The organism is Collinsella sp. LCP19S3_B7 (genome assembly GCF_052121795.1).
Lineage (GTDB): Bacteria > Actinomycetota > Coriobacteriia > Coriobacteriales > Coriobacteriaceae > Collinsella.
Window position 1 is genome coordinate 134,758 of record NZ_JBQKDO010000001.1, and the last position, 21,228, is coordinate 155,985.

Below are 21,228 nucleotides of genomic sequence, written 5' to 3' on the forward strand. Positions count from 1 at the left end.
TGTGAACACCCTCCAGATTAATCGACAGCCCTTTTCAGGATTGTAACCCCCTACTTGGTGCGTGGGATACCCAACACATCGAGCGCGTTAGCCATAATGACCTGGAACGGCACGGCGGCGGCATCCGAACCGCTCGGCGTTCCGTCGAGCGTGATATAGCACAAAACCTTGGGTGCTTGCGCCGGGGCAAACCCCATAAAGGACGACATATAGCTCGCTTTGAGGTAGCCGCCTTTTTCATCGGCGCGCTCGGCCGTACCGGTCTTACCCGCCACGTCGTAACCATCGACGGCGCCCCCGACACCCGTGCCCTCGGAAACGACCGTCTGCATGCACGATGTCACCTGGGCGGCGGCATCCTCAGAAATCGCCTGCTCTCCCTCACCCCAGTCCTTCTCCTCGCCTTTGCTGGATTTATAAAAGTGCGGCGTCATCATCACGCCGTCGTTGGCAATGCCGCCCACGGCGCGCGCAATCTCGATCGGCGAGACAGACAGCGCTTGGCCAAAACTCATCGAGCCCAACGTGGCGCCGTCATACTGGTCACGCTCCTTGACAATGCCAAGGCTCTCGCCGGGAAAATCGATGCCCGAACTGTGTCCAACGCCCCATTTGTCCACGTACGCGGCAAAATCGTCCGCGCCGATCTTATGCCCGACCAATACAAAGCCAACATTGGATGAGCGGCGCATCATCTCGCGCACATCCATGGTCATGGCGTAGTCACGCTTATCGGCATCGGTGACGGTATCGTCGCCAACCTTAATGCTCGCCGGCACCTCAAACGACGTACTCGAGCGCACGACGCCCAAGTCGAAACCCGCACCTGCAACGAGCGTCTTAAAGACCGAACCGGGTTCATACGCATCGGTGACCAAGCGCAAGTTCATATCCTCGGTCTTGGCGTTCTCCAAATTGGTCGGGTCGTAGGTCGGATATGAACAGGCGGCCAGAATCTCGCCGGTAGTAGGGTCTGTCACCAAAGCCGAACCGTTCTTGGCTTTGGTCTTCTCAACCGCCTCCGCCAGAGCGTCCTCTGCTGCACGCTGGATATTGACATCCAGCGTCGTCACGATGTCAACGCCATCGATGGCGGCAACCTTTTTATAGGCGCCACCCGCAATATAGCTATCGTCCCTCGCGCGCTCTCGTACCAGCGTGCCGTTTGTTCCGGTCAGCAATTTGTCATATTGCTTTTCAAGGCCCGTTAGGCCCACGTTGTCAACGTTCACCACGCCTAGAACCTGCGAAGCCAGATTGCCGTATGGATACACCCGCTTCATCGCCTGCTCAAAGAGCACGCCGGGCAGATTTTTCTTCTTCAATGCCGCGGCATCGTCCTCGTCCACCTGGCGCTTGATATACACCCAAGTGCCATCGGACTGAACCAGCTTGCGGCAAGTCTTCTTATCGATTCCAGTCGCCTTAACCAAGGCCGATACCGTTTTATCGACATCCTCGATCAGCTGTGGATTCACGGCGACATTGCTGCACTCGACCGACGACGTCAGCACGTTGCCGTTTCGGTCGTAGATCGTGCCGCGTTTGGCGTAAAGCGTCTCCGCAAGCAGGCGTCGAGCATCGGCGCGCCCGCGCAACTCATCGGCATTTACGATCTGGTAGTCGGCAAGGCGGATGGCGCCCGCAGCCAGACCCAAACCGATACAACCCATGACGACATTACGGCGAGGCAATGGCGTCCCCGTAAGCCATTCGGTCGAAGATCGTCTATTCGATCTGCTATTGCGTACTTGAGGGTCATCCGAGCCGCGAAGGCGCGACGTTGGGTCGTTGCCACGATTCGACCCCAAGTTGTAAGATGACCGACCCGATCCTTGATAACCAGAACGTCCCCGCGAAGAGGGACGTCCCTGCCCGCGACTCCCGTCTGGACCGCGACGATAATCATTTGTCATACTCAGCTACCGTCTTATTACTGGACAGCCGCAGCCGAGCTAGCGCCCGCGGCTGCATCCTGCGAAAAATCAAGTGTAACGCTCTCACTGGGCTCCACCATGCCATAAGCGCCCGCAAGATCGCGAATGCGTGTATCGGCACCATAAACAGAGTGCATGACCTCAAGGTCGGAGCTCTCATCGGTCGCCTTCTCGAGCGTGTTGGTAAGCTCGGCGTTGCTGTTGAGCACCTGGGCCGTAACGCTTGCAAGCGCCACGCGGGCGACGCCAATCGTCATGAAGATAGCCGCAATGATGCAAAACGTTTTAAGAACGCTCATGAAAACCGGGCTTACCGCCTGGTTTGCCTGACGGCCCGCGCCCGTGTAGACATCAAAGCGCGGCGTGCGCTGCTCACGAGGAGCAGCGGGCGCCTGCGGTGCCTCGCGGTAGGCGGGCATGGCGTTCATATCATAGGCGAGTGCTGCGTTTGAGGTGTTGTAGCCCATGATATGCCGCCTCCCATCCCGAGTACGTTGGTAGTGTGTTTAAGCTTCGTCTATGGTGCGAGCGGGAGGTCCAATATCGCGCGCGTAACGCTACAAGCGCTCCGCCACGCGGATTTTGGCTGATCTCGCCCGAGGGTTGCGCGCAACCTCATCGGGTTGGGCAACCAAGGGTTTGTGGGTGATGACCTTGAGTATCGGCACGTTGCCGCACACGCACACCGGAATCTCCGGCGGACACGTGCACCCCTGGCTCATCTCCTTAAAGTGGTTCTTTACGATACGGTCCTCGAGCGAGTGATACGAGATGACGCAGATGCGTCCGCCCGGGTTGAGCCACCTGGTGGCGGCGTCAAGTCCTCTCTCGAGCACATCGAGTTCATGATTGACCTCGATGCGAATGGCCTGGAAACTTTTCTTGGCCGGGTGTCCGCCATGCCGACGAGCGGCAGCCGGAATGCCAGCCTTGATGATCTCGACAAACTGACCGGTGGTTTCAATCGGTTCGGACTCGCGGCGACGCACGATCTCGCGTGCGATCTGCGAGGCGAACTTCTCTTCGCCATAGACGCGTAGAATCCGGGCGAGGTCGTGTTCGTTATAGGTGTTGATGACCTCAGCTGCGTTTAGGGTGTTGTTACCCGGATCCATCCGCATGTCCAATGGGGCATCTTCGTTATACGAAAAGCCCCTGCCAGGGATATCGAGTTGCGGTGACGAGACGCCCAAGTCGAACAGGAAGCCATCGACCCCGGGCACCTCGGCCGAGCAAAGCAGCTCGTCCAAGTCGCCAAAGTTACCCTTCAGCAGCTGATGCGGGACGCCGGGGACCTCGCGGTCCAGACGGGCACCAGCGGCCTCGAGGGCCATGTCGTCCTGATCGACGCCAAGCAAAAGACCCGTCTCCCCCACCTGCGCGGCCATCTTTACCGAATGACCGGCACCGCCAAGGGTGCAATCGCAGACGACAGATCCGCTCTTTAGCTGCAGCGACTCAAGCACTTCGCCGAGCATGACAGGTTCATGCCGATATTCTTGTGTCAAGATCCCACGCTCCATCCGTTACTCATGCCTTGCCCTTACGAGAAGAAGAGGTCCAGCAGAGCCTCATCGTCATCGTCCTCATCGGCCGTAGCACGGTCCCAAACCTCGAGGTGGTCGTAGTTGCCCACAACCGTGACCTCGCGGTCGAGGTTCGCCTGCTTGCGGAGAGACTCAGAAAGACCGATACGACCGGCGCTGTCCACATCCATCGAGGTGGTGCGCTTGTTGATCGCCCTCATGAGTTTCTGGTCGTTGATGTCACGCGGGTTAAAACCCTCGTGGCCCTCACGACCCGCGAAGAGTCCTTCGACCCACTTATCGAAGGCCTCGGCAGAGAACACGTACAGAGCATCGACATCCAGGGCTTTGAACACGCGAACATGCTCTCCAAGCTCCTCGCGAAGGGGTGCAGGCAGGGACAGACGACCTTTTGCATCGAGATTGCGCTCGTATGCACCCGTCATTCCCATGTGCGCCCTCCCCTCGGTTACTCAGATGGCACGTACGCGGGGAACCACCCCGCCTGTCGACGTCATTAATAATATGGGGAACAGCCCCATTTTTCAACATCTTTCCCCACACCTTCCCCCACAACACCCCACCACTCCACCCTCTATATGCTGTAAAACACCCTCGTTCATATGTTCGAAAACACAATATGTTGTGTTTACAGCAAAGCCGGGATGCCATCTGTAGCAGCCCGGCTTTCGACCTCAACCTTCAAGTTGACCTTGAGGCGAATTTTGTGTCCCTTTACGCGCCGTTCACATCGCCCCCCAAACTTCCCCACCAACGTCACGCGTGACCCACCGGCGCATCGGCGCAAGACAAAAGATGGGGCGGACCCCAGATTGCCGATACGCGCACAAAACCGCGTCACGACAACCTGGGGTCCGTCCCCCATTAGTTGTAAATATGCAGGTCAAAGAGTCGCTAGCGATGCGCCAACGGATGAGCCGCCAGGTAGACCTCGGTCAGCTGCGTGCGGTCGACATGCGTGTAGACCTGTGTGGTCGAAATGTCGGCATGTCCCAAAATCTCCTGTAGCACGCGCAGGTCGGCACCGCCCGCAAGCATATGGGTCGCAAAGGAGTGACGCAAGGTATGAGGATGAAGCCCCACCAGTCCCACCTGACGCCCGTATCGCTCGCATATGACGTGAACACTCTGACGCGACAGGCGACCACCGTTCTTATTTAAAAAGACTGCCGGCGTCTTTGACCCGCGGGCATGAGCGGCCAGGCGTCGACGCCCATCAGCAATATATTGAGCCATAGCCCGTGCGGCACTTCCCACGAGTGGGGCAAGCCGCTCCTTCGAGCCCTTGCCGCGCACCAGCACAAAGCCGTCGTCAAAATGGACGTCGCCCACATCGAGCCCCACCAACTCGCTCACGCGCAGGCCACATCCATAGAGCACTTCCAAAATGGCATGGTCCCGCAAACCCATCTCCCCTTCCGGGAAATCTTGGTCGAGGAGCGCCGAGACATCCCCTACCGAGAGACACTCCGGAAGGCGCTCCGCCTTTTTGGGCAGGCGCAGTGCAGCCGTCGGGTTTTGGGCGACGATCCCATCGCGAACCAAAAAGGCATGCAAACCTTTCACGGCCGCAACTGCACGCTCCACCGAGGCATCGGAGTAGCCCCCGTCGCGCCGATCACCGACAAAACCCTCTATTATCTGACGGTTCACGCCCTCAAAGGACTCAACACCGGCCCGCTCCAGGTAGGAACAGTAAGTCGTCAAGTCACGACGATATGCCGCGATCGTATTGCGCGCCAAGCCTCGCTCGACCGCAAGGTAATCAAGATACTCCCCCGTCACCGTATCGAGCAACGAGGGAGTATCTTCGGTATGTCTTTCGTTCGCTGGCACCCTTAGTCCGTCGCGAGGTTCATGGGCGTCACCTGCAGGCGATCGACACCCTCGTGCTGGCCAATCGAGGCGCGCACGAACTCGCGGAACAGAGGCTGCGGCTTGGTCGGACGGCTCTTAAACTCGGGGTGGGCCTGGGTGGCCACATACCACGGATGCACGTCACGCGGCAGCTCGACCATCTCGACCAGACGCTCGTCAGGCGAAAGACCCGAGATAACCAAACCCGCGTCCTCGAGCTGGTCGCGGAAGGCATTGTTGAACTCAAAGCGATGACGGTGGCGCTCATAGACAAGCTCCTCGCCATAGGCCTCGCGCGCAAGGGTATCGGCAGCGAGCTTGCACGGATAGGCGCCCAGGCGCATGGTGCCGCCCTTCTCGGTCACGTCCTCCTGCGAGCTCATCAGGTCAATTACGCTAAACGGACCGTCCGGATCGAACTCGGAGGAGCTAGCGCCGGCAAGGCCGACCACGTTGCGGGCAAACTCGCACACGGCGACCTGCATGCCCAGACAAATGCCCAGATACGGGATCTTATGCTCGCGAGCAAACTCGGCAGCAAGAATCTTGCCCTCCAGGGCACGCTTGCCAAAGCCGCCGGGCACCAAAATGCCCGATGCGTCGCCCAGCACCTCGGAGACGTTCTGCTCGTCGAGGCTCTCGCCGTCGACCAGCTGCACGTCCACATGACGATCATAGAAAACGCCTGCATGATGCAGGGCCTCGATAACCGACAGGTAGGCATCGGGGAGCTGGGTGTACTTGCCCACAACGGCGATCTTGACCTTGTCGGCATGGTGGTTGGCATGATTCTGTTTGCGCAGGAACTCGTTCCACTCGCTCATGTCGCGCTCGCGCGGGTCCAAGCCCAGGCGCTCGCAAATGCGCAGGTCAAAGTCCTGCTCGGCGAGCAGCTGCGGCACGTCGTAAATACTCGCGCAATCTTCGTTGGTAAAGACGCAGTCGGTATCGACGTCGCAGAAGCTTGCGATCTTGCCACGGATGGCGTCGTCGATATGGTGATCAGAACGCAGCACAATGATGTCGGGCTGAATGCCAAAGCTGCGAAGCTCCTTGACCGAATGCTGCGTGGGCTTGGTCTTGACCTCATGCGCGGCGGCGATATAGGGAACGAGCGACACGTGGATGTAGCAGACGTTCTCGGGGCCGGCCTCTTTACGGTACTGGCGGATGGCCTCCACGAACGGCTGCGACTCGATATCGCCAATCGTGCCGCCCAGCTCGGTGATGACCACGTCGGAACCGGTCTGCTCCTCGATACGGCGGAACTTATCCTTAATGGCGTTGGTGACGTGTGGAATCACCTGAACGGTGCCGCCTAAAAAGTCACCGCGACGCTCGCGGGCAATCAGGCTCTTGTAGATAGCGCCGGTCGTAAAGTTGGAATCACGGGTAAGATTCTCGTCAATAAAGCGCTCATAATGGCCCAGGTCCAGGTCGGACTCGTAGCCATCCTCGGTCACGAAGACCTCACCATGCTGAAACGGGCTCATGGTGCCGGGGTCGACGTTCAGATACGGGTCGGCCTTCTGCATCGTCACCTTGTAGCCGCGTGACTTGAGCAGACGGCCCAACGAGGCCGCGGTGATGCCCTTACCCAAGGACGAAACTACGCCGCCGGTTACAAATACATGCTTGGTCATATTGAATTACCTGCGCTTCCCGTAGAAGTTTTCCATTCACATCTTACGGGTCTTCATTGTAATACTCGAAAAGCAAGCCGCTCGCTATTTTTCACCCGCATGCCCGCATTTCTCCATCTCGAAACAAAACACCGCCCAAGTAGCTTTGGGCGGTGCAGGCTCGTCGAAACTACCGTGTTGTTACCGATCGGCAGTCTCATCCTTCAACATATCTTGAACAAGCATGCCGGCACGAACACCCTTAAGGTACCACTCGCCTCGCCCGGTCAGGCATATGCCGTTTGCAAGCTGGCCGCCATCATCGTTATAACGAGAAACGACCTCGATAAGGCCATCAGAATCCAAACGGTCGATTGCAGCGCGGGCACGATACGGCGAAACCCCTACGCACTCGGAGAGTGTCTTGCGCGAGAAACCGTACGGCACACCGTTTCCCTTAGATTGCCGAGCGATCTCCATCAGCACCAGCACCTCGACACGCTTCATATCGTTGACACTCGCACGACCCTTGCCCGCCATGGCAGCCTCCTCAAACCGAGCACGAGCATCAAAAGCACCGCGCATGACCGGCGCATCCCTCGATGGCCGGCAACATCCATCATGGGTAGCCCCGCAAAGGATGTATCCACTGAGGTAATTGTATACCGCGCAAATCGCTTTTGGGCAGGTAAACGGCCTAAATTTCGGCAAATTAAGCCCTAAAAACCCCTAAGCGCCGCATCGGGTGCGCACTCCGATGCGGCGTCTCATCTCAATCTTAGCGATGGAAGAAACCGCGGCGCTCAAACTTGGGCTCACAGCACACGTTAATGCCCAGCTTGCGCAGCACCGTCTCGTCCGTAGGCGAGATAATCACGCTAAAGAAGGCGTCGCAGCCGCGCAGCTGCTCAAGACCCGAAAGAACACGAGTAGCCGTCTCGCTCGTGGCCGAGGTGATAGAGAGCGCCATGAGCGTCTCGTCGGTGTGGAGACGCGGGTTTTTGCTGCCAAGGAAATGCGTCTTGAGCTTGCTGATAGGCTCAATCGCCTCATCGCTGATGACCTCGAGCTCAAGATCGACGCCCGAAACATGCTTAAGCGCGTTCATGATGAGCGAGCTCGCGGCGCCCAGACGCGTTGAGGTCTTTCCGGTCACTACCGAACCGTCCGGCATCACCATGGCGCCCACGGGACCGCCCGTCAGTTGCTCCCTGGTGAGAGCAGCCGAGCGTGCCGGCGAATAGTTCTTGTCGATGCCGGCTTTTTTCATAATGAGTTTGAGACGGTCGACCTGCTCATCGCCCACGCCAGTACGGCGCACACTTTCAACCGCGGCAAAATAGCGGCGCACGATCTCCATCTTGGAGGCATCTCGGCATGCATCGTCATCAGTAATGGCAAAACCGACCATATTGACGCCCATGTCCGTGGGGCTCTGATAGGGGCTCTCGCCCAAGATCTTTTCCATCAGGGCGCGAACAACCGGGAACGCCTCAACGTCTCGGTTGTAGTTGACCGTGGTCTTGTTATATGCCTCAAGGTGGAACGAGTCGATGATGTTGGCGTCATCGAGGTCTGCCGTGGCAGCCTCATAGGCAATGTTCACCGGATGCGTGAGGGGGAGATTCCAGACCGGGAAGGTCTCAAACTTGGCATAGCCGGCAGCGGTGCCATGCTTGTGCTCGTGATACAGCTGCGACAGGCAGGTGGCGAGCTTACCCGAGCCAGGGCCGGGCGCCGTCACGACAACGAGCGGACGCGTGGTCTCGACAAACTCGTTCTTGCCGTAGCCTTCATCAGAAACGATCAGGTCGACATCGTGCGGATAGCCCTCGATGGGATAGTGCAGCTTGGCGGGAATGCCGAGCGCGTTTAGACGATTGCGGAAGACGTCGGCAGCGGGCTGACCGGCATACTGCGTGATGACCACGGCGGCAACGGCAAATCCGTTCCCGCGGAACAGATCGACCAGACGCAGGACGTCCTCGTCATAGGTAATGCCCAAGTCGCCACGGGCCTTGTTCTTCTCGATATGGTTCGCATTGATTGCGATGATGACCTCGACGTCGTCGGCAATGCTCTTGAGCATGCGGAACTTGCTGTCCGGTTCAAAACCCGGCAGCACGCGGCTCGCATGATAGTCATCGAACAGCTTGCCGCCAAACTCCAAATACAGCTTGCCGCCAAACTGCGAGATGCGCTCCTTAATGTGAGCAGCCTGCAGCTCGATATACTTCGCGTTGTCGAAACCCTGGCGCATGTATGGCTCCCGTCCCGTTTCCATTTAATGTCCTAGGCGATTATAGCGGAGCAGACCCTCCCCCACCGACGAGGCCGGGGCAGCTAATTTGGGACGGGGCTTTTTTGACTACCCTTTATGTGGGGGTAGTCAAAAAAGCCCCGTCCCAAATTAGCTGCCCCAAACGCACTTCCCCTGCACCAACAATGGCAACATCGCAGGTTGAGCATAAGTCAGCGAGCGCCGTCCAGAACGTACAAGTTGGCATGAAAAAGGCAAGGCGTAGACCTTTTGGTCATGCCTTGCCTTTTGAATGACAAATTGTCGTTCTGGGCGGCGCGCAGCGTCAACTGGTTGCGCGGTTCGTAGAACCGCGCAACATAAGAGCGCCCCCTCCCGCGCACGGAACGGGAGGGGGCTAAAGGTAGGAGTCTACCGGTGGGTTGACCCCACCGGACAGACGATGACCAAGTGATCCTCTACAGGATCGTCAAGGTTTCCGTGGGGCACCCGTTGGGTACTTAGATCAACACGCAGGCGACGGTCAGGATGATGGCGCAGACGACGGAGAGAACGACGATGAGCTTAAGGGCAAACTTGAGCCAGGTCGTCCACTCGATCTTGGCCAGGGCGAGACCGCCCATGATGGCACCGGAGGTCGGGGTGAACAGGTTCACGACACCGATGGCGGCGGAGAAGATCATGACCATGACCTCGGGCGAGAAGCCGAGCTTAACAGCCAGCGGTCCCATGATGGGCATGGAGACGGTAGCCATACCAGAGGTCGAGGGGATCAGGAAGGACAGGCCGAAGTAGACCAGGAAGCTCATGGGAGCGAAGATCACGCCGGACAGACCAGCCAGGGCACTGGCGGCAGCGTCGAGGACGTAGACGTCGAGACCGGTGTTGGCCATGAGGACGGAGATGCCACGGGCGAGGGCGATGACGAGAACAACGGACATCATGTCGGCGGCACCGGTGATGAAGGTGTTAACGATCTGCTTCTCGGACAGGCCACCGATGATACCGATCAGGATAGCCATGAGGAAGAACCAGGTGGAAGCCTCGTCGAAGTACCACTGGCCAATGGGCAGGCCGGTGATCAGGGCAGACCAGCCCTGGACGACGGTGTTACCGTCGGCATCGTAGACAGCGCCAGCGTCAAAGAAGTTGGCAACGCCCTCGTTGAGGTCGGCCAGCGGAATGAAGCCGACGATCATGACGACGAAGGTGAAGGCGAAGGCGATCAGAACACCCTTCTGACGACCGGTGAGCTTGACCTCCTTGCTAACCTCGGAAGCAGCCTTGCCGTGAGCCTCTTCGGCGTCCTTGAGCTCCTGCATCGACAGGATGGTGGAACCCTTGTCAGCCTTGACCTTCTTGGCATAGCCCATGACGAAGAAGATGGAAATGGCCGTGGTAACAATCCACAGGACGGCACCGAGGCCGATGATGATGGACTGGTTGACCTCAATGCCAACGCCGGTCAGAGCGTCGACGGCAGCGCCGACGGCGAACGGGTTAACCGTGGAGCCCAGGCAGCCGCAGCCAGCGCCGAGCAGGACGGTAGCGGCGCCGACCATGGGGTCGAAGCCGGCAGCCATCATGGTAGCGGCGAGCAGGGCGTAGAAGGGAACGGTCTCCTCGCACATACCATAGGTGGTACCACCGAGGGAGAAGATGAGCATAAGGACAGGAACGAGCATGATCTCGTTGCCCTTAAGCTTCTGCACCAGAACGGCGATGCCGTTGTCCAGAGCGCCAGTCTCGGTCATCATACCGAGGAAGCCGCCCAGGATCATAACGAAGAGGCAGACGGGCAGAGCGTCAGCGAAGCCCAGGATCGGGGCGGTGCAGAAATCGCTCAGACGGGCTGCAGTAACAGCGCCGCCGGACGTGCCGGAGACGATAACGGTAATCACTGCAACAATTGCCAGCAGAGCTAGAAGAATGGTGAACGATGAAGGCATACCGCGCTTTTTCTTTGCGGTCTCAGTCATGGTTCTCATCCCCCCTTCATAAATCATTTAACTTTCTCGCGCGAAGCGGATCTTCCGTGCCGTGCCCACCGCCCGACGCAAGATATTTACCAGACAAACCGCTCGGGGTGTGCAGCAATACACCCCGAGCGAAATGCTTAAAGGCTCTTACTTGAGCGTTGCGTACATGACAGCCTTGATGGTGTGCATGCGGTTCTCGGCCTCGTCGAAAACCTTGGAAGCGGGGCTCTCGAAGACCTCGTCGGTGACCTCCTGCTCGGTAATGCCGAACTGCTCGCACTTCTCGGCGCCAATCGTGGTGTTGGTGTCGTGGAAGCTGGGCAGGCAGTGCAGGAAGATGGCACCCGGGTTGGCCATAGCCATGACCTCGGAGGTGACACGATACGGGGTGAGCTGAGCGATGCGCTCGGCCCAGACCTCGTCAGGCTCGCCCATGGAGACCCACACGTCGGTGTAGATAACGTCGGCACCGGTGACGCCGTCCTTGACGTCGGTGGTCAGCTTGATGGTGCAGTCGTTAGCCTCGGCGATGGGCTTGCAGGCCTCGATGACGTCGTCAGCGGGCATGCACTCCTCGGGGCCACAGGCCACGAAATTCATGCCGAGCTTGGAGCAGACAACCATGAGGGAGCGAGCAACGTTGTTCTTGCAGTCGCCCATGAAGACGAGGGTCTTGCCCTTGATGTCGTAGTTGAAGTTCTCCTGGACGGTCAGGATGTCGGCGAGCATCTGGGTGGGATGCCACTCAGTGGTCAGGCCGTTCCACACGGGCACGCCGGACTTAGCGGCGAGCTCCTCGACGTCGTCCTGGGCAAAGCCACGGAACTCGATGCCGTCATACATGCGGCCGAGAACGCGGGCGGTGTCCTCGATGGACTCCTTCTTGCCCATCTGCGACGAACCCGGATCGAGGTAGGTGACGCCCATGCCCAGATCCATGCCGCCGACCTCGAAGGCGCAGCGGGTACGAGTGGAGGTCTTCTGGAAGAGCAGAACGATGTTCTTGCCCTCGAGATAGCGATGCGGAACGCCAGCGCGCTTCATGTCCTTGAAGTTCTTGGAGAGCTTGAGCAGGTACTCGATCTCCTCAGTGGTGAGGTCGAGGAGCTTGAGGAAGCTACGGCCGGAGAGGTTAACACCCATGGTTCGTTTCCTTTCGAAAAATGAATTACGCAAGTATTAGTGTTGCCCGTTTGACGGGCGAAACCGGTGCGGTTGTAGGGGGACCGCACCGGAAACGGAAAGACTTAGAGGTCCTCGCGCCAGAAGGGCATGCTCATGCAGCGCGGGCCGCCACGGCCGCGGGAGAGCTCGGCGGAGGGCACGACGAGAAGGTCCAGGCCCTCCTTGTACAGCACGTCGTTGGTGACGGTGTTGCGGGCGTAGACGCAGATCTTGCCGGGCTCGACGCACAGGGTGTTGGAGCCGTCGTTCCACTGCTCGCGGGAGGCCGCGATCGGGTCGCCGCCGCCGCAGGGGATCAGCTTGACCTGGTCGACGCCGGTGGCGTCCTCCAGGACGTGCTCGAGGGTGTCCTCGATCAGGCGGATGTTCACGTCGCCCGGGTTCTTGCCGGCGGTCAGCTCGTAGACGCGCAGGGTGCCCATGATGGCGGGGTGGATCGTGAACTTATCGACGTCGATCTGGGTGAAGACCGTGTCGAGGTGCATGAAGGCGCGCGAGACCGGGATGTCGAAGGCCAGGATGCGCTCGACCTTGGAGTCGGAGTTCCAGAAGATGTTCTGGGCCATGACGTCGATAGCGGCGGCCTGGGTGCGCTGGGAGATGCCGACGGCGAGGGTCTTCTCGTTGATGTTCAGCACGTCGCCGCCCTCGGTGTGGAACTGGCAGTCGCGGCGGAAGTACAGGGAGACGTCCTTGTAGTCGGGGTGGTACTTGAAGACGTACTTGCCGTACAGGGTCTCGCGGTTGCGGGTGACCGAGTACATGCGGTTGAGGTTGACGCCCTCGCCGACGACCGCGAACGGGTCGCGGGTGAAGTAGAGGTTGGGCATCGGGTCGATGATCAGGTCGGACTCGGACTCGGAGTTGACCAGGGAGTCGAGGGTCGTGGAGGCCGTGAGGGGCATCTCGATCTCGGCCTTGGTCATGCCGGCCATGGTCTTCTTGACGAACTCGAGGTTGTCCTCGATGGAGTCCAGCTTCTCGCGGACGATCTGCGGCATGTGCTTCCCGCGGATGCCGGCCTCGGCGATGTACTGGTCGGTGAACTCGGCGCGGGCGCCGGGGACCTGGTCGAACACCTCGGCGACGAGGTTCTCGAGGTAGAGCACCTCGACGCCCTGGTCCCTCAGGATCTGGGCGAAGGTGTCGTGCTCCTGCTGCGCGACCTCCAGGAACGGGACGTCGTCGAACAGGAGCCGCTCGAGCTCGTCGGGCGGCAGGTTGAGGAGCTCGTCGCCGGGACGGTGCAGGCAGACCTTCCTGAGCTTGCCGATCTCGGAAGGCACGTGCAGACCTTTCGTCATGGCCTCCTACCTTTCTTTCGGGCCCTTGTCAGGGCCGATTCGTTAGCGCCCCTCCGTGTGAGGCGTTATTGCTGACGACATATTTATATCCAAAATCAACCCATACTTCCACCTTGCCCCCGAACGGTTTTTTATAGGGGGTGAACGGCATACACATATACTTCACGCATGGCACACTTCATCTTAATAAAGTTTATTTACGTGCTTAAACGCGTTTTCAATCCAAAAATCAAATGGAACTAAACTTTATTAAACCACCCTCAGATTGCATATTTCGTGCAACGATATGAATAGAATTCGCAATTCTTGCTGTGTCTCAACCATTTTGATTTTTATTCATAAAAAAGTTTGTCCTATTCATTTTTAGCAAACAGATTACCGTTTACCAGACGTTGGATACCGTTCACCGGAAGCTTAGTATAAGGCCCGTCGAATACCCGATCGATCTTGCGTCTCCATTTGTAACAACTTGACTTTTCCGGCGGCAAAGACATGCAGACCCGCTCCCCAAAAGGGGCGGGTCTGCATTCGGTACACCTAGGGCCAAGTAAGGTTTAGGCCTTCGAGGGCCTCAAGGGATTAGCGATCGAACTCGGCCAGTGCCTCGCCCAGAAGCTTCAAGCCCTTGCGAAGAACATTTTCGCTCGCGCAGTAGCCCAGGCGTGCGCCGCAGGGAAGCTCAAAACGGCTGCCGGGCACCAGCAGCACTCCCCTCTCGGACAACAGGCGCTTGCAGAACTCCTCGTCGTCCTCGGGAATATCAAGCTGGATAAACGAGGTAGACACGCCCTGCGGGGCCGTCCAGGAAACGCGATGTTGCGTATCGATCCAAGCCTGCGCGATATCGCGATTGCCAGACACGATCTTGCGGTTGCGCTCGAGAATCTTGTCCTTGTGCTCAAGCACATAGGTCGCCAGGGCATCGTTGAACACGCCGCCGCAGATCATGGTGTAATCGCGATAGGTACGGATGCGATTGGACACCTCTTCGTCGGCCACGACCCAACCCACGCGGGCTGCAGGCGTCGAATAGGTCTTAGACACCGAGTTGGTGACAATGGCCTTCTCATACACGTCGACCATCGACATAAAGGACTCGGTGTTCTCGAGCGGCAGATACACCTCGTCACACAGCACGTAGGCGCCCACCGAACGGGCGATCTCGGCAATCTGACCGAGCGTATCGGCATCAAGCACCGTACCGATGGGGTTCGATGCGTTATTGATGCAGATGAGTTTCGTGTTGGGGCGAACCAGGCGCTTGAGTTCCTCGATATCGGGCTTCCAGCCGAGCTCCTCGCGAAGCTCCCAATACTCGACCTCGGCGCCCAGTGTACGCGGGATCTCGTAGAGCGGCGCATAGGTAGGCCACTCGGCAATCACGTGGTCGCCGGGCTCGACAACGGCCATGATGGCGTTGAGGTTGGCACCCGTGCAGCCATTGGTCTGAAGAATGTGATCGGGATTGACCTCGCGACGATAGAGCTTGGCGACCTCGGCCTTAAAGTCGGGCGAGCCCTCGATCCAGCCGTAGTTCATCTTCTCGCGGTCCAGGCGCTCGTAGAAGGTAGCGCCGTCCTGCTCGTCGAGCGCGCGCAACTCGCCCATGGTAAGCGACGAGATCGTCGACTGGGCGATATCCCACGTAGCGCTCTTCTCCCAAACGTTGAGCCATTCCTCAACGCCGATTGTCTTGATATCCATGGCTAGGCTCCAATCGCTAGAACACGGGGATGATGCCGGCGAAGGTCATGGGAATGGAGATGATGCCCAAAAGGGCGATCACCACGGCACAGATAACCTGGCCGTTGCCCATGGACTGACCAGACTCGGTGAGTGCCTTGCGATAGAACAGGAAACCGGGAATGTAGCCCAGACAGGCAAGCAGCAAGAAACCCCAGCCGGTAAAGAGCACGCCGACGACCTGGAACACCAGGGCGAGGATACCGATAAGAGCCTGGCCCGACTCGCCGCGCTCGCGAGAGAGCTTGACCTGATAGGCAGCAGCGTAGGCCCAGGTGACAACGATGGTCACGGTGCACATGGAGATCGCGAAGGTATAAGCGTCGGCAGCGAACGTGGCGATGATGATGAACGCCTCCGTCAGGGCACCGACGATAATCAAGGCCATCTGCGGCGCGCCCTTGGCGTTGACCTCGCCCCAGGACTTGGGAAGCAGACCGTGGTCGGCCATCATCGAGGAGACCTCGGCAGGAAGCATGGTAAAGGAGAGCCAGGAGCCGCACACCGAGATGATGATGGCCCAGGAGATGAAGGCGCCGCCCCAGCCGGGAGCAAGCTGCTCGAACACGGAAATGGTGGCAGGCTTGGGAGCCGCAACCAGATCGGCATAGTCAACAACGCCGTACGGAATGACGGAAGCGCCGATGTAGAGGGTGAGCAGCACGATCAAGCCGATGATAGTGGCGGAGCCGACTTCACTCTTGCGCTTAGCGCGACCGGACATGACCGAAGCGCCCTCGACGCCGATGAAGACCCACATCATGATCAGAATGCACTGCGTGACCTGGTTGGCAACGCTTCCGAGTTCAACGCAGTTGGCGGCGATGATCGTGGCATTGCGCGCGGCGGTGCCCCAGAAGTCGGCGGTAAACACACCGGCATTAAAGGCGAAGCAGGAAAACACGATGAACAGCAGGATGGAGGCAATCTTAATGACCATGACGATCGCGTTGAAGGCCGCAGCGCTCTCGACGCCGCGAATGACCAAGAACGTAATACCCCACAGGACCAGCGACACGACAACGACGCCGACGACAGCGGGGTTTCCGGTCACGGGATCCGAGAACACGCCCGGCATGATCGTGCCCAGGCAATAATCGGAACCCAGGACCTGGGCGATCATGGTGCCAAAGCCGACATTGCCGAGCCAGGCGGAAAGCCAATAGCCCCAGCCGGAGATAAATCCGTGGAAAGGACCGAAGCCCTCCTCCGCGTACGCGCAGGCGCCGTCAAGATCGGGGCGCTTGGAACCCACGTTGGCGAGCGAGAGCGCCAGCATCAAAAAGCCCAGGCCGCAAACGACCCAAGCGATGAGCGCAGCACCAGGAGAGGCGACGTTAGCGAGCTGACCGGTAAGGGCGAAGACGCCCGTGCCGATGCAGGAGGAAACGACCATGCCGACAAGGCCGAAAAAGCCGACACCGTTGGGGTTATCGACACGACTGTCTTTAGACATAATGGCCACCTTATCTGTTGTTGAATTAGCTTCATTAAACAAGAATGGGGCGGTGCGAAAGATCCGCACCGCCCCAATGGGAGACATCTAATGGCAGTTAGACGTTTGCTTTAAGACCTGTACGGGTCTTTGAAAACCTTAGAGGTCCTCGCGCCAGAAGGGCATGCTCATGCAGCGCGGGCCGCCACGGCCGCGGGAGAGCTCGGCGGAGGGCACGACGAGAAGGTCCAGGCCCTCCTTGTACAGCACGTCGTTGGTGACGGTGTTGCGGGCGTAGACGCAGATCTTGCCGGGCTCGACGCACAGGGTGTTGGAGCCGTCGTTCCACTGCTCGCGGGAGGCCGCGATCGGGTCGCCGCCGCCGCAGGGGATCAGCTTGACCTGGTCGACGCCGGTGGCGTCCTCCAGGACGTGCTCGAGGGTGTCCTCGATCAGGCGGATGTTCACGTCGCCCGGGTTCTTGCCGGCGGTCAGCTCGTAGACGCGCAGGGTGCCCATGATGGCGGGGTGGATCGTGAACTTATCGACGTCGATCTGGGTGAAGACCGTGTCGAGGTGCATGAAGGCGCGCGAGACCGGGATGTCGAAGGCCAGGATGCGCTCGACCTTGGAGTCGGAGTTCCAGAAGATGTTCTGGGCCATGACGTCGATAGCGGCGGCCTGGGTGCGCTGGGAGATGCCGACGGCGAGGGTCTTCTCGTTGATGTTCAGCACGTCGCCGCCCTCGGTGTGGAACTGGCAGTCGCGGCGGAAGTACAGGGAGACGTCCTTGTAGTCGGGGTGGTACTTGAAGACGTACTTGCCGTACAGGGTCTCGCGGTTGCGGGTGACCGAGTACATGCGGTTGAGGTTGACGCCCTCGCCGACGACCGCGAACGGGTCGCGGGTGAAGTAGAGGTTGGGCATCGGGTCGATGATCAGGTCGGACTCGGACTCGGAGTTGACCAGGGAGTCGAGGGTCGTGGAGGCCGTGAGGGGCATCTCGATCTCGGCCTTGGTCATGCCGGCCATGGTCTTCTTGACGAACTCGAGGTTGTCCTCGATGGAGTCCAGCTTCTCGCGGACGATCTGCGGCATGTGCTTCCCGCGGATGCCGGCCTCGGCGATGTACTGGTCGGTGAACTCGGCGCGGGCGCCGGGGACCTGGTCGAACACCTCGGCGACGAGGTTCTCGAGGTAGAGCACCTCGACGCCCTGGTCCCTCAGGATCTGGGCGAAGGTGTCGTGCTCCTGCTGCGCGACCTCCAGGAACGGGACGTCGTCGAACAGGAGCCGCTCGAGCTCGTCGGGCGGCAGGTTGAGGAGCTCGTCGCCGGGACGGTGCAGGCAGACCTTCCTGAGCTTGCCGATCTCGGAAGGCACGTGCAGACCTTTCGTCATGGCCTCCTACCTTTCTTTCGGGCCTTACTGGCCGAATGTATCAGCGCCCCTCCGTATGGAGCGCTGCTTGCTGACAGCTCTAGTTATATCCAATTACCACCCGCAATTCCACCTCGCCCCCGAACGGTCAACAAAGTACGATGAACGGTATATCGCATTTGATTTCCCATGATGCACTTCAGTTTCGTAAAGCAGATTTTCCTAGGTAAACGTTATTTTTCTAGGAAATCAAGATTGAACACTCAAAGTTATCCATGATTCAAAATTGCATAGCGAAAACGGTTTTCTGCATATAAATGACGCTTGTCCTCGATTCGACCTAAATTCGATTATATTCAGCTTGCTATCATTCTTATTCATACATTCTCACCAGTTGAGTGAGGATATAGATCGCTTGTTCAAAGCACCGGACGTTAGTGCTTCGGATCGTCAGCGTAATAAGTAGGTAAAGATACCGTTCGCGCGATACGTCCGTGCCATAGGTCGACTAAATTGAGACAATAGCAAACAGTGTTAGGCTACCGTCCCTTTGGGGACTGAACGGACAGATGCATATGCCGAGCAAAATCGAAAAGAAGCAGAACGCCGCCAAGCTGCGCAAGATACCGCGCGATTTCTCGTATACGCAAAATCGAGAGCTTAGCTGGCTGCGCTTTGATAACCGCGTACTCGACGAAGCCTTCGATGAGTCTGTGCCACTGTTCGAGCGCCTTAAGTTCGTCTCGATTTTCGAGTCAAACCTCGACGAGTTTCTCATGGTGCGCGTGGGCGGCTTGTCCGATCTGGCGGAGCTCAAAAAACAGCCCGTCGACAACAAGAGCAATATGACCGCCTCCGAACAGGTCGATGCTGTCATGGCAGAGCTGCCCGGGCTCCTTACCCGCTGGGAGTCGATCTTTAAGAGCATCGAGGACAAGCTCGACACTCTGGGCGTTCACCGCGCCCGCATCGATTCGCTTACGCCCGAGGAACATACCTTTGTAACCCGCTACTTCCAGGCCTACGTATCACCGGTCATCTCGCCGCTGGTCATCGACCCGCGCCATCCCTTCCCCAACCTGCGCAACGGCGCGCTCTATCTGGCTTGTGGCCTGGACGGCATCACCGACGAGGAGAGCCTGCTGGGCCTTATCGAGATTCCCGCCTCGATGAACCGCGTGGTCGAAATCCCCTCGCCCACCGGCACCTACTCCTACATTCTGCTCGAGGACGTCATCCTCGCCTGCCTGGACAGCTGCTTCGGCTCCTATAAGCCGCTCGACCGCGCGCTCATCCGCGTCACCCGCAACGCCGACATCGATCCGGACGGCGAGGGCGTCGAGGAGGAAGAGGATTACCGCCAGCACATGAAGCGCATCCTCAAGAAGCGCCTGCGCCTGCAGCCGGTGGTGCTCGCCGTATCGGGCTCGCTCGAAAAGCCAACGCTCAAGACCATCCGCAAAGCGCTCGAGCTTTCGCGCCGCTCGGTTTTTACCTGCGATATCCCGCTCAACCTGGGCTATGTCTTTGGCATCGAGGGCAAAATACCCGAGCATCTACGCAACGAGTTGCTCTTTACGCCGTTTAGGCCGCAGCCCAACCCCACCATCGATATGACCCGCTCCATCCGCGACCAGGTGCTGCAGCACGACAAGCTGCTCTTTTACCCTTACGAGACCATGAACCCGTTCTTGGACCTGGTGCACGAAGCAGCCTACGACCCCGAGTGCATCTCGCTTCGCATCACGCTCTACCGCGTGGCCAAACAAAGCCGCCTGTGCGAGTCGCTCATCGATGCTGCCGAAAACGGCAAAGAGGTTACAGTGCTCATGGAGCTCCGCGCCCGCTTTGACGAGCAAAACAACATCGAATGGGCCGAGCGGCTGGAAGAGGCCGGCTGCACCGTTATCTACGGCTCCGAGGGCTTTAAATGCCATTCCAAGATCTGCCAGCTCACCTATCGCGAGGGCATGGCGCTTACCCGTCTGACGCTTTTGGGTACCGGCAACTTTAACGAGAAGACGGCCAAGCTCTACAGCGACTTTATGCTCATGACCGCGCATCCCGGCATCGGCGAGGACGCTAACCTGTTCTTCCGCAACCTGTCGCTGGGCAACCTGCGCGGCGACTACCGCTTCCTGGGCGTGGCGCCCGTGGGCCTCAAGCCGCTCATCATGCGCGGCCTGGACCGCGAGATTCAGCGTGCCCTTGTCGGCGAGCCCGCCCGCGTGTTCTTTAAGCTCAACTCGCTTACCGACCGCGAGGTCATCGACAAGATCGCCGAGGCATCGTGTGCCGGTGTGCGCGTGGACATGATCATCCGCGGTATCTCGTGCCTCAAGCCCGGTGTTCCGGGCAAGACCGAGAACGTGCACGTGCGCTCCATCGTCGGACGCTTTTTGGAGCATGCGCGCGTCTATGCCTTTGGCGTGGACTCGGATATGATCTACCTGAGCTCGGCAGACATGATGACGCGCAACACCGAGCACCGCGTGGAGATCGCCTTCCCCGTGCTCGACCCCACCTGCCGCGCCCAGGTGCACGAGTACATGGGCATGCAGCTGCGCGACAACGTGAAGGCACGCAGTCTGACGAGTGACGGCACCTGGATTCCCGTGGAGCGCAAAGAAGGCGAGAAGCCCTTCAACTCGCAGGAAGCTCTGCTGGAGCGTGCCTATCGCAACGCCGAGGCCGTCGCCAAGGCAGAACCTACGCTCGCATCCAAGCCTGAGCTCGAACCGCAGCCGGCCGCACCCGAGGTCCAGAAGGTTCAGGCAACCGTCATAGAGCCTGAGTCCGAGCCTGCTCCTCGGCCCCAACCGCAGACGGCCAACCCCGCGTCCGAGAAGGGCGCCCGCCGCGAGAAGCCCGCTGGCAAGACCAAGACCATCGAGCGCCATCGCCCCGGTCGCGTGCGCATGGGACTGGGCCTGATCGGCCTAGGCCTTAAGACGCTCATTACCGGCAAGACGAAATAGA

At 59.1% G+C, this 21,228-nt stretch carries 15 protein-coding genes; 1 reads left to right on the plus strand and 14 read right to left on the minus strand.

The features are described from left to right. Positions 1 to 50: 50 nt before the first annotated feature. From ACTQW0_RS00630 to arcA (ACTQW0_RS00695), 14 genes are all read right to left on the minus strand, one after another. Positions 51 to 1,694, minus strand: coding sequence for a peptidoglycan D,D-transpeptidase FtsI family protein (locus ACTQW0_RS00630; RefSeq protein WP_441545600.1), 1,644 nt, complete (start codon positions 1,692 to 1,694; stop codon positions 51 to 53). Between the two features lie 239 nt (positions 1,695 to 1,933). Then, entirely contained in the window at positions 1,934 to 2,404 is a 471-nt protein-coding gene (locus ACTQW0_RS00635; protein ID WP_427719178.1) for a hypothetical protein, read from the minus strand. Positions 2,405 to 2,494: 90 nt separating this feature from the next. Further along, entirely contained in the window at positions 2,495 to 3,460 is a 966-nt protein-coding gene (gene rsmH, locus ACTQW0_RS00640) for a 16S rRNA (cytosine(1402)-N(4))-methyltransferase RsmH (protein WP_441038964.1), read from the minus strand. A 20-nt stretch (positions 3,461 to 3,480) separates the two neighbouring features. Continuing rightward, a complete protein-coding gene (locus ACTQW0_RS00645; protein ID WP_035137949.1) occupies positions 3,481 to 3,915 on the minus strand; it encodes a division/cell wall cluster transcriptional repressor MraZ in 435 nt (144 codons plus the stop codon). Positions 3,916 to 4,378: 463 nt separating this feature from the next. Continuing rightward, a complete protein-coding gene (gene xerD, locus ACTQW0_RS00650) occupies positions 4,379 to 5,320 on the minus strand; it encodes a site-specific tyrosine recombinase XerD (RefSeq protein ID WP_441016669.1) in 942 nt (313 codons plus the stop codon). 2 nt (positions 5,321 to 5,322) lie between these two features. Further along, positions 5,323 to 6,984: a CTP synthase gene (locus ACTQW0_RS00655; RefSeq protein ID WP_154515231.1), complete on the minus strand. Its 1,662-nt coding sequence runs from the start codon at positions 6,982 to 6,984 to the stop codon at positions 5,323 to 5,325. A gap of 180 nt (positions 6,985 to 7,164) precedes the next feature. Beyond that, on the minus strand, positions 7,165 to 7,548 hold the full coding sequence (locus ACTQW0_RS00660; RefSeq protein WP_154515229.1) for a hypothetical protein: 384 nt from the start codon (positions 7,546 to 7,548) through the stop codon (positions 7,165 to 7,167). Positions 7,549 to 7,741: 193 nt separating this feature from the next. Continuing rightward, entirely contained in the window at positions 7,742 to 9,223 is a 1,482-nt protein-coding gene (locus ACTQW0_RS00665; RefSeq protein WP_154515227.1) for a DUF1846 domain-containing protein, read from the minus strand. 500 nt (positions 9,224 to 9,723) lie between these two features. Next, entirely contained in the window at positions 9,724 to 11,211 is a 1,488-nt protein-coding gene (locus tag ACTQW0_RS00670; RefSeq protein WP_427795812.1) for a YfcC family protein, read from the minus strand. Between the two features lie 138 nt (positions 11,212 to 11,349). After that, positions 11,350 to 12,345 carry an ornithine carbamoyltransferase gene (argF, locus tag ACTQW0_RS00675; protein WP_154515223.1) on the minus strand — a complete coding sequence of 332 codons (996 nt, stop codon included), beginning with the start codon at positions 12,343 to 12,345 and terminating at the stop codon, positions 11,350 to 11,352. 104 nt (positions 12,346 to 12,449) lie between these two features. Beyond that, a complete protein-coding gene (arcA, locus tag ACTQW0_RS00680; RefSeq protein WP_427719159.1) occupies positions 12,450 to 13,691 on the minus strand; it encodes an arginine deiminase in 1,242 nt (413 codons plus the stop codon). 579 nt (positions 13,692 to 14,270) lie between these two features. Beyond that, positions 14,271 to 15,395 (minus strand): aminotransferase, encoded by a 1,125-nt coding sequence (locus ACTQW0_RS00685; RefSeq protein ID WP_441566431.1) that lies wholly within the window; start codon positions 15,393 to 15,395, stop codon positions 14,271 to 14,273. A 16-nt stretch (positions 15,396 to 15,411) separates the two neighbouring features. After that, positions 15,412 to 16,890, minus strand: coding sequence for an amino acid permease (locus ACTQW0_RS00690; RefSeq protein WP_441540633.1), 1,479 nt, complete (start codon positions 16,888 to 16,890; stop codon positions 15,412 to 15,414). A gap of 138 nt (positions 16,891 to 17,028) precedes the next feature. Then, positions 17,029 to 18,270 (minus strand): arginine deiminase, encoded by a 1,242-nt coding sequence (gene arcA / locus ACTQW0_RS00695; RefSeq protein ID WP_427719159.1) that lies wholly within the window; start codon positions 18,268 to 18,270, stop codon positions 17,029 to 17,031. 548 nt (positions 18,271 to 18,818) lie between these two features. On the opposite strand from arcA (ACTQW0_RS00695), the gene ppk1 reads away from it, so the two are divergent. Continuing rightward, positions 18,819 to 21,227: a polyphosphate kinase 1 gene (gene ppk1 / locus ACTQW0_RS00700; protein ID WP_441540632.1), complete on the plus strand. Its 2,409-nt coding sequence runs from the start codon at positions 18,819 to 18,821 to the stop codon at positions 21,225 to 21,227. Position 21,228: the final 1 nt, after the last annotated feature.

Coding starts and splice junctions, on each gene's coding strand:
- ACTQW0_RS00635 (WP_427719178.1), bottom strand. CDS start 2,404: ATGGGCTACAACACCTCAAACGCAGCACTCGCCTATGATATGAACGCC.
- rsmH (WP_441038964.1), bottom strand. CDS start 3,460: ATGGAGCGTGGGATCTTGACACAAGAATATCGGCATGAACCTGTCATG.
- ACTQW0_RS00645 (WP_035137949.1), bottom strand. CDS start 3,915: ATGGGAATGACGGGTGCATACGAGCGCAATCTCGATGCAAAAGGTCGT.
- ACTQW0_RS00655 (WP_154515231.1), bottom strand. CDS start 6,984: ATGACCAAGCATGTATTTGTAACCGGCGGCGTAGTTTCGTCCTTGGGT.
- ACTQW0_RS00660 (WP_154515229.1), bottom strand. CDS start 7,548: ATGCGCGGTGCTTTTGATGCTCGTGCTCGGTTTGAGGAGGCTGCCATG.
- ACTQW0_RS00665 (WP_154515227.1), bottom strand. CDS start 9,223: ATGCGCCAGGGTTTCGACAACGCGAAGTATATCGAGCTGCAGGCTGCT.
- ACTQW0_RS00670 (WP_427795812.1), bottom strand. CDS start 11,211: ATGAGAACCATGACTGAGACCGCAAAGAAAAAGCGCGGTATGCCTTCA.
- argF (WP_154515223.1), bottom strand. CDS start 12,345: ATGGGTGTTAACCTCTCCGGCCGTAGCTTCCTCAAGCTCCTCGACCTC.
- arcA (WP_427719159.1), bottom strand. CDS start 13,691: ATGACGAAAGGTCTGCACGTGCCTTCCGAGATCGGCAAGCTCAGGAAG.
- ACTQW0_RS00685 (WP_441566431.1), bottom strand. CDS start 15,395: ATGGATATCAAGACAATCGGCGTTGAGGAATGGCTCAACGTTTGGGAG.
- ACTQW0_RS00690 (WP_441540633.1), bottom strand. CDS start 16,890: ATGTCTAAAGACAGTCGTGTCGATAACCCCAACGGTGTCGGCTTTTTC.
- arcA (WP_427719159.1), bottom strand. CDS start 18,270: ATGACGAAAGGTCTGCACGTGCCTTCCGAGATCGGCAAGCTCAGGAAG.
- ppk1 (WP_441540632.1), top strand. CDS start 18,819: ATGCATATGCCGAGCAAAATCGAAAAGAAGCAGAACGCCGCCAAGCTG.